This window comes from Aurantiacibacter odishensis (assembly GCF_003605195.1).
Lineage (GTDB): Bacteria > Pseudomonadota > Alphaproteobacteria > Sphingomonadales > Sphingomonadaceae > Alteraurantiacibacter > Alteraurantiacibacter odishensis.
In genome coordinates, this window is record NZ_QYOS01000012.1 from 1 (window position 1) to 13009 (window position 13009).

14 protein-coding genes and 2 pseudogenes are annotated in these 13009 nt (G+C 58.3%); 10 read left to right on the forward strand and 6 right to left on the reverse strand.

Features of this window, described 5'->3' with window-relative positions:
- Positions 1-554: pseudogene (locus D4Q51_RS00160) on the reverse strand (thiolase); the annotation flags it as partial.
- A 50-nt stretch (positions 555-604) separates the two neighbouring features.
- On the opposite strand from D4Q51_RS00160, the gene D4Q51_RS00165 reads away from it, so the two are divergent.
- Positions 605-970: a Zn-ribbon domain-containing OB-fold protein gene (locus D4Q51_RS00165; RefSeq protein WP_120075297.1), complete on the forward strand. Its 366-nt coding sequence runs from the start codon at positions 605-607 to the stop codon at positions 968-970.
- Here the strand turns inward: D4Q51_RS00165 and D4Q51_RS00170 are convergent.
- Entirely contained in the window at positions 958-1872 is a 915-nt protein-coding gene (locus D4Q51_RS00170) for a CaiB/BaiF CoA transferase family protein (protein WP_240624491.1), read from the reverse strand. The genes D4Q51_RS00165 and D4Q51_RS00170 overlap by 13 nt on opposite strands.
- Before the next feature lie 5 nt (positions 1873-1877).
- On the opposite strand from D4Q51_RS00170, the pseudogene D4Q51_RS00175 reads away from it, so the two are divergent.
- Positions 1878-2080, forward strand: a pseudogene (locus D4Q51_RS00175) (oxidoreductase C-terminal domain-containing protein); the annotation flags it as partial.
- A gap of 101 nt (positions 2081-2181) precedes the next feature.
- Here D4Q51_RS00175 and D4Q51_RS00180 read toward each other — a convergent pair.
- Positions 2182-2508, reverse strand: coding sequence for a hypothetical protein (locus D4Q51_RS00180; protein ID WP_162925065.1), 327 nt, complete (start codon positions 2506-2508; stop codon positions 2182-2184).
- 120 nt (positions 2509-2628) lie between these two features.
- Complete coding sequence (locus D4Q51_RS00185) at positions 2629-3456, reverse strand: TetR/AcrR family transcriptional regulator (protein ID WP_240624492.1); 828 nt, start codon at positions 3454-3456, stop codon at positions 2629-2631.
- 186 nt (positions 3457-3642) lie between these two features.
- Here D4Q51_RS00185 and D4Q51_RS00190 point away from each other — a divergent pair, with 186 nt between their 5' ends.
- Complete coding sequence (locus D4Q51_RS00190) at positions 3643-6006, forward strand: TonB-dependent receptor (RefSeq protein WP_120075353.1); 2364 nt, start codon at positions 3643-3645, stop codon at positions 6004-6006.
- 22 nt (positions 6007-6028) lie between these two features.
- On the opposite strand, the gene D4Q51_RS00195 is transcribed toward D4Q51_RS00190, so the two are convergent.
- A complete protein-coding gene (locus D4Q51_RS00195; RefSeq protein ID WP_240624493.1) occupies positions 6029-7537 on the reverse strand; it encodes a 2OG-Fe(II) oxygenase family protein in 1509 nt (502 codons plus the stop codon).
- A gap of 17 nt (positions 7538-7554) precedes the next feature.
- Here D4Q51_RS00195 and D4Q51_RS00200 point away from each other — a divergent pair, with 17 nt between their 5' ends.
- The 7 genes from D4Q51_RS00200 (at position 7555) to D4Q51_RS00230 (ending at position 12729) form a co-directional block, all read left to right on the forward strand.
- Complete coding sequence (locus D4Q51_RS00200) at positions 7555-7872, forward strand: putative quinol monooxygenase (protein WP_120075355.1); 318 nt, start codon at positions 7555-7557, stop codon at positions 7870-7872.
- Positions 7869-8648, forward strand: coding sequence for an SDR family NAD(P)-dependent oxidoreductase (locus tag D4Q51_RS00205; protein WP_120075357.1), 780 nt, complete (start codon positions 7869-7871; stop codon positions 8646-8648). The genes D4Q51_RS00200 and D4Q51_RS00205 overlap by 4 nt, the downstream gene beginning before the upstream one ends.
- 67 nt (positions 8649-8715) lie before the next feature.
- Positions 8716-9183, forward strand: coding sequence for a cupin domain-containing protein (locus tag D4Q51_RS00210; protein ID WP_120075359.1), 468 nt, complete (start codon positions 8716-8718; stop codon positions 9181-9183).
- Positions 9180-10484: a M24 family metallopeptidase gene (locus tag D4Q51_RS00215; RefSeq protein ID WP_120075361.1), complete on the forward strand. Its 1305-nt coding sequence runs from the start codon at positions 9180-9182 to the stop codon at positions 10482-10484. The genes D4Q51_RS00210 and D4Q51_RS00215 overlap by 4 nt, the downstream gene beginning before the upstream one ends.
- Before the next feature lie 10 nt (positions 10485-10494).
- Complete coding sequence (locus D4Q51_RS00220) at positions 10495-11493, forward strand: thiamine pyrophosphate-dependent dehydrogenase E1 component subunit alpha (protein WP_120075364.1); 999 nt, start codon at positions 10495-10497, stop codon at positions 11491-11493.
- A 21-nt stretch (positions 11494-11514) separates the two neighbouring features.
- On the forward strand, positions 11515-12507 hold the full coding sequence (locus D4Q51_RS00225; RefSeq protein WP_120075366.1) for an alpha-ketoacid dehydrogenase subunit beta: 993 nt from the start codon (positions 11515-11517) through the stop codon (positions 12505-12507).
- Between the two features lie 12 nt (positions 12508-12519).
- A complete protein-coding gene (locus D4Q51_RS00230) occupies positions 12520-12729 on the forward strand; it encodes a biotin/lipoyl-containing protein (protein ID WP_120075368.1) in 210 nt (69 codons plus the stop codon).
- 135 nt (positions 12730-12864) lie between these two features.
- Here D4Q51_RS00230 and D4Q51_RS16085 read toward each other — a convergent pair whose 3' ends face one another.
- Complete coding sequence (locus tag D4Q51_RS16085; protein WP_420807518.1) at positions 12865-13002, reverse strand: thiolase C-terminal domain-containing protein; 138 nt, start codon at positions 13000-13002, stop codon at positions 12865-12867.
- Between the last annotated feature and the right edge of the window lie 7 nt (positions 13003-13009).

The window sequence follows — 13009 nt, forward strand, 5'->3', positions numbered from 1 at the left end:
AGTGGCCCCTTGGCGAAAGCCTCGGGATTGGTGTTGGCCCATTGCCGCGCAGCCACGGCTACGGCGGCGAGGTCTTCCCGGCGCGTGCCGAACTCGTGCATATGACGCGCCGCAACCAGTGCATAGCTGCTGAGCGGGAAGATGGGATCATATCGGGCTTCCCATTTGTTGCTCTTTGCAGGCGTAGCCAGCTTCCCGCCGCTGCTTCTCTGGTTGGAGCCATAAGTGATCAGCGCGTTGTCGATGTATCCAGCGTCGATCATGATGCTGGCCGTGATCATGTGACTGATGAAGGAGGACCCTCCCGTACGGTTATTGTCCGTGAAGCGAGGGGAGATGCCGTAGTATTCCGCCATGGAAAGAGTGCCGAATAGATCGTCTGGCAGACAGCCGAACAGTGCATCCACGTCCTGAATCCTGGCGTCGGCGTCCTGCAAAGCCATCAGTCCAGCTGTGGCCGCCAGATCAAGAGAACTGAAGCCTGGCATCTCACCAACCCCGTAGGTTGCGAGCCCCGCAATCGATGCGGCGCCTCTTGGAAATTCGTCCTTCATATTCATTGTCCTCGATTGACCCGGGGCATCCTTGACCATAATCCTAGGGCATGAACGACATCGAAGCCCATACGCCCGAAGCCGAATTTGAAGAGGGTTTGAGGCAAGGCAAGATACTGCTGCAACGCGATACAGTATCGGCGGAATGTCATTTTCCTCCACGCATTCGCGCTTTGGGCGAAGCGACCCAATGGGTCGAAGCGTCCGGACACGGAACAGTGCATTCCGTTACGGTGTTGTATCCTAAGCCCCCGCGCGAGCCTTACAACGTCGCGCTGGTCGAATTGGAAGAGGGCGCGCGCCTCATGAGCCGGGTTGACGGTATTGCAGCCGGGGAAGTTTCGATCGGGATGAAGGTGAGGGCGAAAGTGCTTCAGGCCGAGGCCGGGCCGCTGATCGTGTTTCATCCCGACTGACGGTTTTGCTGAGGTGGACCTGCCAATCGCTCGATCTCTTCGGGCGTAAAATTCGCTTCTTCCAGAATCTCGCGACTGTGCTGACCCAACCGTGGCCCCGGCTGACCGGGTTCACCGGGTGTTTGCGAAAAACTGACGGGAACGCCCGGCATACGCATGTTTCCATCAGCGGAATGTACTTGGTGCCAGAAGCCGACCTGCTCCAGGTGTGGATCGTCCAGCAGATCATCGATTGAACGTACCGGCATGGCAGGACATTGCGCCTGCGTAAGGACCGCCATCCATTCCTCGGTAGTGCGGGTCTCCAGGACTTTCGACAACTGGCCGAGCACCTGCGTGATATTCTGCGTCCTCGTTCTCAAACTTTTGAACATGGGGTCTTTCGACCATTCCGGGTTGCCGATAGCATCGAAGAAATTCGACCAGTGCCGATCATTATAGATCATGACAGCGATATAGCCGTCGGCAGTTCGATAAGGGCGCCGCTGCGGCGAAAGGGCGCGCGGATAGCCTGTGGGTCCGATCGGCGGGTTGAACATGGCCCCGCAAAGGTGTTCGACCATCGAGAAGGACGCCAGAGTCTCGAACATCGGGACTTCGATCTCCTGTCCATGTCCATGCCGCTCTCGCTCGAACAATGCTGCCATCACGGCATATGCCGCGGTGAGGCCCGCGACCTTATCCGCAACCACTGTTGCCAGGTAGGTGGGCTCTCCGCCTGATAGGGCGGCCTGCAGCGAAACGATGCCCGACGCAGCCTGGACGATATCGTCATAGGCGGGATAGTCTGCATATGGACCGGTTTTCCCATAACCGTACAAGTTGGCATATATGATGCGAGGGTTGCTTGCGCTGACGGAAGGGTAATCCAGTCCAAGGCGCTCTATGGCACGGCCGCGCATTGAGTGATGAGGCGCTCGTTCGCGGCTCCCCGGAGTCTCGCAGCTTTCCGTCATCTACCTGAAGGATGGCAAGGTGATCGCTCTCGACTGCGTAAATGCGATTAAGGACTACGTGCAAGGCCGCAAGCTGGTAGAAGCAGGCGCAAAAATTGCAGTTGGAACGTTGGCCGATCCGGACATTCCACTGAAAGAGATGCTGGCGAACTGATACGAGGTGCGAAGAGCCCCCAAATGTTCGGAATTATGCGCCAGGATCGGGGTAGGGATTGGGGTAATCTGCGATAAGGATTACGATAATCGTTATCGATATCATAGACTTATCAATTTAAGTCGAATTTCTCCCTCTCCGCCACCTAGTCTAAATAATTGGCTGATCCAGGAATCGTCGATGCCTTCCTGGCGAGCGAGATCGGCAATCGCGCTCTCGCCGTCTTCCAGTCGCGCCCACCATTTTCGGGCCTGCACCAGCAAGTCAACCAAGGGCTGGTCGACCTTTTCGAGGGTGCCGGTTCCACCCGGCTCGACGAGCCGCCTCGCCATGCCCGAACGCTTTAGTCGCACTGGGCTTTTGTGGACGATTTCTTCGGTTGTCGCGGACTGGTCGCCGCGGGCCGCCATGGAGAAAATTCCTGCCATTTCATTTGAACTTGGCGAACCGCCGCTTTGATGCCAACTGGGGCTTTTAAATGGCCGAGATCAAGCCGCAAATCAGCCAAAGCACGTACAGTAGCTTTATGCGGTCTGGTCCATTGTTGCTCAGCTTCGCCTGCCGACGAATTCCTTGCCGCTGTCGCGTTCCGTACGGTTGGTTGAGGCCTGCGATCCGATTTCCGACACCGTCAACCGCCCGTGATATTCCGACAGCAGTTCCATCACCCTATCTCGAGCTGACCCGATTAAGACGACAGAAGCTGACATCAGGAAAGTGCAGCGCAATTCCAGTCGCGTTTCGGCGCCCGCCGTGGTGCCAGTTGCCCAGCGCCTGTAGGCCAAGAACTCTGTCACCACATGCCGTTGGGCGATACGTTCTAGGTCAAGGTCCTGCCGAGTATTGCCTGCCATTATCTCGTTATCCAACCAGTTGCGGAAGCGGTTGTAAGCGACCGACCGCAATTCGCGGATTTCCGCAATGCGCGGAGACAACGAGAAATTGAAGCCTATCACGACCTTGGCATATTCCACGTCGCGCTCCATTTCGTCGACCATCCAGTCGAGTTCCTCAAAGACCACGTCCAGCGTATAGTCGCGTTTCTTTGAAGCGATAACTTCACGAACTTCGCGCATGCGTTCCGCCACGGTGGCGAAGATCACCCCATCCTTGTCGTCGAAAAGCCGATAGATAGTACGCGGAGCGACATCTGCTTCACGACTGAGGCGCGCGATCGTCAGTCCTTCTATTCCGCCTTCGCCCAGCAACTTGTGGGCGACATTGATAATGCGCTGCCGCCGATCGCGCATCGCGACGCTTGTGTAGCGGCTCGGCACGCGGCGATTCGTGCCTTTTCGTGTTCGATGAACCTTGGTTTCCGGCTTTTTGGAAGTCGGGCGGTCCGCTCTGCCGGGGTTTCGTTCATCCCTCATCATTGAAGATTTACGCCTAAAATGCCCAAAAACCAAGGGTCACAGGATCTGAGCGCCAAAAAAACAAACATGTATGTTCTTTTTCTCTTGCAAAAAAGATCACGTATGTTCTTTTGTTGATGGACGGGCTCTAGATCGAGCTCGTATCGAGATCGCAAAAAGCGACAGGATATATGGAGAGGCACTGACATGGGCGGATTCCGCACACACCACAAATGCGTCTTGGGTTCGGCGCTCGTAGGGCTCCTTTCGACCACGAGCATCACGGCAATGGCGCAGACGGCGACCCAAGGATCAGGCGACGTGCAGCCAGATGATAGCTCGCCTTTGCCGAATGAGGCCGCACCGCCGGAGCGGGACCGCGAAGCTGGACTTGAGACAATCGTGGTGACAGCGCGGCGTGTCGCGGAATCGCTGCAGGAAACACCTGTTGCCGTAACTGCATTCACGTCGGATTCCATCGATCGAAAGTTCGCAACGGATATTCGCGCCCTTACCGGTGACGTGCCCAATGTCGTGATATCCAACGTTCCGGGATTTAACGCTGCGGCGATTGGCATCCGCGGTCAATCCACAGGCGACATCATTCTGACGTTCGAGCCTGCGGTGGGCGTGGTTGTCGATGATTTTGTGCTGGCGCACGTACAGACGCAACTCTTCGACCTGTTCGATGTCGAGCGAATCGAAGTGCTGCGCGGCCCGCAGGGAACATTATTTGGCAAGAATACCGTGGGCGGCGTCGTAAACGTTGTCACCAAACGTCCGGACGCCGCGTTCGGTGGCGAAGTTCGTGTCGGCTATTCCAGCTTTGACACCCACGAAGTGCAGGCTGCGATCAACATCCCGGTCTCCGAAAACCTGTTTTTCAGGGCTGCAGGTTCCTTCCTGGAAAGTGACGGATATTACCGGGCCGCGAAGTACGACTTCTTCCGCGATGAGCCCGGAAGCGGGGAAGGCTTAGGCGGAGCGAGATATTTTAGCGGCCGCGCCAAGCTGCTCTGGGAAGCAACGCCTGATACTGAATTTATGCTGACATACGAATTGTTGCGAGATCGCGGGGACAGTCCGCCAAGCGTCAACGAGACGCCGCCAGGCTTTCTCTTCGACGTCGTTGGCTATCCGGGCATCCAGACTACCGGTGGGAGCCCCTTCGACACGCAGACAACGATCTGTGAAGGCAGTTCGAGCGATCCGACCTGTCCCGGCACTGCCGATGGACACCGGATCGACGTGGATGGCGTCTATCTACAGGGTGAGCATGACATCCCCGGTACGGGCACGTTCAACCTGGTAACAGGCTATCGCCGTGTAGAGTCCGCGCTTCCGTCGGACTACACCGGTGAAAGCGCCTTCCTCTTCGTTTCGACACGAGAGGACGTTCGCGAGCAGTATTCCGCCGAAGTCCGCTTCAGCTCCGACTTCTCGGATACGATCAGCTTTACGGCTGGTGCCATGTACTGGGGCCAGACGCTTGATGCGAATGCCACGTCATTCCTTGGATTCCTGCGTTTCCTGGGTGACGATACCGCAACGACCGATCCGAACCAGTCGACCGCGGATTACGGCGTGGACAGCTACGCCGCATTCGGTGAACTCGAATACGCCGTGTCAGACCCTCTCTCTGTGTTTTTCGGAGCGCGATACACGAAGGAGGACAAGACCTTCTCCGTCAGGCCACAGGTACGCCGCTCGACTATCGAAACCGGGTTCTGGCCAGAGTATTCCGACGAAGCCAGTTTCTCGCGCCCGACATTCCGTGCGGGTTATCGCTGGGAAATCAATGACAACATCAACAACTATTTCACCTACAGCCAAGGCTACAAGTCGGGCGGCTACAATGAGCAGGCAATGTCCGCCACATCCGCCCTGCCGTTTGAGGAGGAAACCGCCGACAGTTTCGAACTCGGTCTTAAAACGCAGACCTCGGACAATCGTATGCGCCTCAATCTCGCGGCGTTCTATGTGAAGTACAGCGATCTGCAACGCGATGCCGTGGTGCCGTTCACCGATCCGATTACTGGCCTGCCGGGACAGGAAACGCGAACGACAAATGCCGGTTCAGCCGAAGTGTACGGACTGGAGGCAGAGGCAACGGCAGCCCCATTGCCGGGTCTGCAACTCAGCTTCGCCTTCGGTTGGCAGCAGGCAAGTTACATAGAGTTCTTCACCGATATCGATGGTGACGGCGAAAATGAGGATGCCTCGTTCCTCGACCTGCGGAACGTGCCCGAAGTAACTGTTGGCGGAACGGCCAGCTACGAACTGCCACCCTTCGACTGGGGCAGCATCAACCTTTACGCCGATATCAACTACCAGTCCGAGTTTGAGTCCGTAACTCTCAATGCTCCGCTGACCCAGGGTGAGGCGCGGACGCTGGTTGGGGCATCGATCGCGTGGACCGATCCAACCGACACCTATCGCGTGGCGATCTTCGGACGAAATCTGTTGGATGAGACCTACCGCGTATCGGGAAATTCGGTCGCGGGGCTGTTCAACTTCACGAACTACGCCCCCCCGCGTTCGTTCGGCATCGAAGCTTCCGCCTCGTTCTGAGGCAGCTGCCGTGTCGATTGCCTCATATCCTGTGCGGACGGCCGATGCCTTCGGGGACCAGATCGAAGGCTATGCTTATCCGTGGTCGATTGCCCGCAAAGGGCAACGTGCCGTGCCACAAGAACGAGGGGAACAGGATCATCCTACCTGCTCTCGGTCGAATGGTACGGGTTGCCAGTCCGGTGCCCAGCGCATCAGGCAGAACGCCTATGGAAAAAGCGCCTTCGTCGGGGTTGGGAAGGCTGTCCGCAAAGTCGGGGTAGTAAACTCCGGAAAGCCAGTTCGGCGCATGGATATGCGGTTCGACCGCGCCTCCCGGTTGGAGGATCGTCCCCCACATGGTGATCGACCAATCAGCTGGTCGCGCAGCGAGGAAGGGGTGGTTCGCTTTGCTTTCCCCAAGATGTTCCCAAGTCTCCCTGAGAGCAGTTATCGCCTGCTCTTTCATTGCGGCAAGGGCGGGGCTGCTCGCTTCGGCAAGCTCTCCGCTCTGCCGCCCTTTTCTTGCCACGAGCCCCTCCGGCTCAAAGGTGAGAGACGGATGCTTGGCCAGTTCGTCACAAAGCTGGGCGTTGAATTGCGCGAGCGATTCAAAACCGGCAGGCGCCCTAAGGTCGATGACCCGCACGAAGCGGTCGAGACCGCGCAGCTCGGCAAGTTTCTCCAGTTCACCGGTCTGATCGAGGGCAGCAGCGAGATAAGCGAGAGGCGATGTGCTTTGCGGCACTGTCTCAAGCAACAGTCTGGCAATCGGCTTCGCTTCAGCAGGACGGCCCTGTGCGATGAGCAATCGCATGAGGTTGACCCCGACCGGATGATTGGGGCCGGACTGGGACAGGCACTGTTGCCACACCCTGATCGCGTCGGCGGCGTTACCCTCATCCTCCAGGATCATGCCTACCAGATTGCTGGCGCGTGGATGCCCCGGTTGGGCCTGAAGGACTATCCGGGCTTGATCCTTCGCTTCGGCCAACCGGTTGGTACTGCGAAGCAGGTCCGCCAGATTAAGACGCGCTTCGGTGTAATGGGGGCGCAATTCGATAGCGTTGGTGTAGGCGGCGATCGCGCCTTCGCTGTCTCCGGTACGCGCCAGAGCGATGCCCAGATTGTTCAGAACGCCCGGATCGCCGGACTTGGCGGTGATCGCCGTCCGCAGGATGGCTACGGCTTCTCCGGCCATGTCGTTTGCAATCAGGCACGACCCGAGATTGTTCAGTGTGGCCGGATGCCCAGGCCGCATGGCGTCTGCTTCTCGCAGCATCCGGACCGCATCCTCGAAGCGTCGCGCTCCTTTCAGCGCCATCCCAAGGTTCACTTTCCTGGCCGGATTGGAGGGTTCGATCCGGTGAGCGTCGGCGAAATAGCGCACGGCGAGATCGAACATACCAAGGCGCTGCGCAGTCAGTCCGCGAAGGGTGATCGCGGTCACGTTCGCCGGTTCTTCGGAAAGGATGCCATCGAGCAATGGAACGGCGCGCTGCGGATTGTCGCCCTGCGCCAGTCGTGCCGCTTCGGCCAGAATATCGTTCATAATCGGAGCATATCCCAATGATCGGCGTCATCATGACGGTTCGTACAAAAACCGACAAGTCTGAATGTTTTGTCGAACTCATCGAGCAATTGCGCCGCGACGTTCACAAGAATGAACCCGGAACCTTGGTGTTCGAGGTGATGCGCGAGGCGGGCGATCCCTGCGTCTTCCATTTCATTGAAGTGTTCGCCGACGAGGACGCGCGCAAGCGTCATGCAGAAGCGCCCTATCACAAGGCGATGTCTGCGCAGGGCTGGGAATGTGTCGAAGGTGAACCTTCGATCCACGAATGTCAGCCGCTTGGAAACCCTACTTACGAAGGAACTATGAAATGACCCAGATACTTGAAGGGCGCGTTGCCCTTGTCACCGGCTGCACGGGCGGGATCGGTTCGCAAATCTCCCGACACCTTTCGGATGCGGGGGCCCATGTCATCGGGGCCGACATTCCTGACCGCGACAGCGGCAACAATACAGCATCCTACCACCAACTTGACGTGACAGATGAAACCGCGTGGCAACGGGTGATAGGTGCGATCGAAAAGGAGCAGGGCAAGCTGGACATTCTCGTCCACGTCGCAGGGATCGTGGTTGTCGAGAAGCTGGAGAAGACCACCATCGAGGATTGGCGCAAGCAGATGGCGGTCAATGTCGATGGACCGTTCCTGGGTACCAAAGTGGCAGCGGATCTGATGCGCCGGAGCGGCGAGAACTTGCCGCATGGTGCCAGTATCGTGAACATCTCTTCCGTCGCGGGGCTTATCGGTTCGCCACTGCATACGGGCTATTGCGCCTCGAAGGGGGCGCTCAGGTTGTTCTCGAAAGCCTGCGCGATGGAATTTTCAGCACTGAATTACAAAATCCGGGTCAACTCGATCCATCCCAGCGGCGTCAACACCGGCATGGTCGAGCATATTCTGGACCGTTTCGTGGAAAACGGTTTTGCCCCCAGCAAGGAAGAAGCGCGTGCCGGCCTTGGCCCCGCGCATCCAATCGGTCGACTGGCGGAGCCCGAAGACATCGCAAAGGCGGTGCGTTTTCTCGCCAGCGACGAGGCCGGATACATGCACGGCAGCGAATTGGTCGTCGACGGCGGATACACGGCGCAATGATGTCGCCGTTCGAGGTGCGAGTTTCGTGCGGGACGCGGAACTACCGCCTTATTTACAGGAGGAAGATATGATCCAGGCGCACGATGCAGGCAAAACGGGCGATCTGATCGTCAACATCGCCGATGCAGAGCCGCACGAACTCGGCAGTGGCACCACCATTCGCCTACTGCGCTACAGCGAGGAGTCGGGGGACTGGGTCCTGTGGGTGGAAATGCAGCCCGGCGCCACGTTCGCACCGCATTGGCACCTTGGACCTGGCGAATATTTCGTGACGAAGGGTGAACTTATTTACGACGTCGGTTCGGCGCCCGCGGGAACCTATGGCTACGAACCCATCGGTTCGCGCCATTCCGAAGCGCGATGCGAAGAACCGACCGAGTACCTTTTTATGGGACATGGAGCTGTAGCCTTTACCGATGAAGATGACGGCATTCGCTTCGTGCTCAACCACGAGTTCCTGCGCGATCTGTCGACCGGAAAGCAGCAAACCGACATCTCCAACGATGGCGCCGGGCAGGGAAGGGCAGTCGCATGAGCGATGCAAACCCGCGAATTGCACGCCTGCGCGCGGTCATGCAGGCAGAGGGTCTTGATGCCGTCGTCCTGAGCCATCCGCACGATGTGCGCTATGCCACCGGCTACCATACCATTCTGGAACGCTGGACCCAGCAGGAGCCTTTCGCCGCCGCCATCGTCTTCGCTGATGAGGAAAAGCCCTCGGTACTGGTGCTCCCTGAAGCGAACTTGGGTATCGTGGCGGTTCTCAATCGCGACGCGCAAGTCTGTTCCTTTGACGAGTTGCGCACGTTCGACATGCTGAACTTCTGCGAAGTTAGCCGATATCAGGACCCGGACAGGTCTGTCGACAAGCTAGCAGAAGACGCGATGGCTCTTGCTAGTCACATCGCAGGCGATTGCCAGCCCGATATCGTCTGCGCTGTCAGGGAAGCCTTGCGCGACCAGCATATGGCGGGGGCGGTCATTGGCTTTGACGAACACCGTATGTCCGCAGCAATCCAGAACCGATTGCCGCATGACCATCGCGACTGCCTCGACCTGATGATGCGCGCGCGTGTCGTAAAGACTGCTGGCGAACTGGAGACTTACCGCCGCGTCGGCGTCATGGCTGACAGGGTTATCGCCCACGCCGGATCGCTGTTGTCTCCGGGTGCCGACTGGAACGACGTTCAGGCAGGCATCTGCGACTTCATGGTACGTAACGGCGTCATTCCCGTGGACGAAGGTGCCATGCTTTTCGGCGGCAGCTACGAGGATGGGGAGTTCATTCCCGACCTGTTCCGCACCAGTGGAAGCCGTCCCTTGCGCGACGGGGACATCGTGATCCTGGAGACCCAAGGTGTACTCGATGGCTTCTGGATCGACATCAACCGGACTGCGGTGATCGGCCCCGCAAGCGATGACTATCGCCGTCTGCATGACATCCTGCGAGACGCCTTTCTGATGATGGTCGACAGGCTGAGACCGGGCGTATCCACCGCGTCACTACCGCAGATCGGGTACGAACACCTCAAGGCCAACGGCGTGGCAGCACCGGAAAAGCTTCTCGTTGTCGCTCACGGGATTGGCCTCATGCCGCTCGAGATACCCAGGCCGTTTCCCGCAGCGGGGCTTGGCGGCGTGAAGGAAGGCTTCGTCATGGAGGAGGACATGCTCGTCTCTCTCGACAGCCTCTTTTTCGGCGCGCGTCTCGGGCCGTGTCACATGGAAAATGTCTACGCGATCACCCCCGGGGCGCCGGAGCCGATGTACGCGACACCCCTCGAACTGATCGAAACGGCAGACGCACAAAGCGCGCCCGAACCGGTTTTGACCTGAAAGGACCAGCATGAGCCAGAATAGAAAGAACGATCGCGATCTGGAGAAATACCGGCGGATGCAACGCATTCGCCAGTTCGAGGATCTGGCGGAGAGTATTCATGCCCAGGGCGAAATCCCGGGCGCGCTTCATACCTACGCCGGCATGGAGGCGTCTGGTGTCGGCTCCTGCATGGCCCTGCGCGACGACGACTACATGGTCGGCAATCATCGTAGCCACGGCCATCCCATAGCCAAGGGCGCGAAGTTGCGCCCGCTCATGGCGGAACTTCTCGGCAAGAAAACCGGCGTGTGCAGCGGCAAGGGCGGATCGATGCACCTTTCTGACTTTTCTGTCGGAAGTCTTGGCGAGACGAGCATCGTGGGGTCGGGCGTGCCGGTTGCGGCGGGCGCTGCTCTGGGCGCGAAGATGCAGGGCACGGGGCAGGTCGCCCTGTGCTTCTTCGGCGATGGTGCCACCAGCGAAGGCGCAGCGCATGAAGGCATGAACCTTGCCGCCGTTTGGAAATTGCCCGCGATCTTCGTGTGCGAAAACAACCTTTACGGTATGTCGACGCCTGTCGCCAATGCCGTACCGGTAAAGGACCTGGCGGACAGGGCCAAGGCCTACGCGATGAAGTCCTTCATTGTCGACGGACAGGATGTCGATGCGGTGGAAGCCGCTGTTCTCGAAGCCGCGGAATATGCTCGATCCGGACAGGGGCCTGTCTTCGTTGAGACCAAGACCTACCGATATGCCGATCATGCGGTCAACATGGGACGCGACCTCACGCCGCGCGGTGGGGAAGAGCACGAATGGAAAGCACGCGACCCCCTCACGCTCTATCGCGATAGGCTGGAGGAAGCCGGTGTGGATGGCGCCATGCTCGACACCATCGAAAGCGAAATCGCCGACGAGGTTGCCGATGCGCTGAAGTTCGCTCGCGACAGCGAATATCCGCAACAGCACGAAGCTTTTACCGATGTCTTCGTCGATCCCGTTCCAATGCCCGCGTACCTGCGCGCCTGAATTCAAGCGAAAGATAATACTATGGCCAAGACAACATTCCTCGATGCGATCCGTCAGGCTCAGGAAGAAGAACTGGAGCGCGACGAAAAGGTCTTCATGATGGGTGAGGATATCGTCTGCAACGTGTTCGGCACCACCACTGATTTCGCGGAGAAGTTCGGTCTCGAGAGGGTTCGCGATACGCCGATTTCAGAGAACGGTTTCATCGGGGCCGGAGCAGGGGCGGCAATGGTCGGAATGCGCCCGATCATAGATGCAACCATCTCCTCATTTCTCTTTCCCGCAATGGACCAGATCGTTTCGATCATCGCGAAATCGCGGTATATCTATGGCGGGCAGGCGAAGCTGCCCCTCGTGATCCGTTCGTGCATGTTCTACGGCAATTCAAACGCGGCACAGCATTCCGACAGACCCTATGCCATGTTCATGAACGTGCCGGGGCTTAAGATTATCGCACCATCCAGTGCCTACGACATGAAGGGGATGCTGAAGGCTGCCATTCGTGACGATGATCCTGTTCTGTGTTTCGAAGACAGCACCTGCTGGATGAACAAGTCGGAACTACCCGACGATCCGGATTTCCTCATTCCTCTTGGGAAAGGTGACATCAAGAAGGAAGGAAACGACATTTCCATAATCGCTGTGGCCGGTGCTGTTCCGATTGCCTTGAAAGCGGCAGCAAAGCTGGAAGAGGAGGGCATCTCCATCGAGGTCGTTGATCCGCGAACCCTGGTGCCTCTCGATCGCGAGATCATTTGCAACTCCGTGCGCAAGACGGGCAGGGCGATTACAGTCGATCCCGCGCACCAGACGTGTAGCGCGGCAAGCGAGATATCCGCGACAATCGTGGAAAACGTATTCGACGCGCTTAAAGGCCCCGTCCTGCGGGTAACGACGCCCGATACGCACTTGCCCTTCAGTCCGGATATAGAAAAGCCGCTCTACCCCAATGTCGATCGAATCTGCGCTGCCGCCCGGCAGCTTATGGACGCCCGACAGACGGTTTCGGCTTGAGGAGACAAGTAGATGCCCAATATCAACATGGTCCTCCCGCAATTCGGAATGGGAATGCAGGATGCCGAGGTCGTCAGGTGGTTGAAGGCTGTGGGTGACAGCGTGACCGAAGGTGAACCGATCGCCGAGGTCGAGGCTGCCAAGACCACAGTCGAGGTGGACTGTCCCGTAACAGGGACACTCAAGGAATCTGCGCACAACCCGAAGAGGTGGTGGAGCTAACCGAAGAGGTGGTGGAGCTAAGGGGAAAGCTCGCCGTTATCTCGACCGGTTACCGTTCGTATCGAAAATCCGCCTGCGAGAACGCGGTTCGGGGCGAGGTGCAATCCAGCTCTCGCCCCCCTCTCACCGCAGTTCTCAGATCGTCGAAAGCGAACCGAGAATCGCGGTGGCTTGGCTTGAGAATGTTCCACCATTCGCGTGCGCCAGGCACAGATCGACGTCCGGCTGCTGATTGGCTGCTTCCCCACGAAGCTGACGAGCGGCTTCGACGATGGCGAAC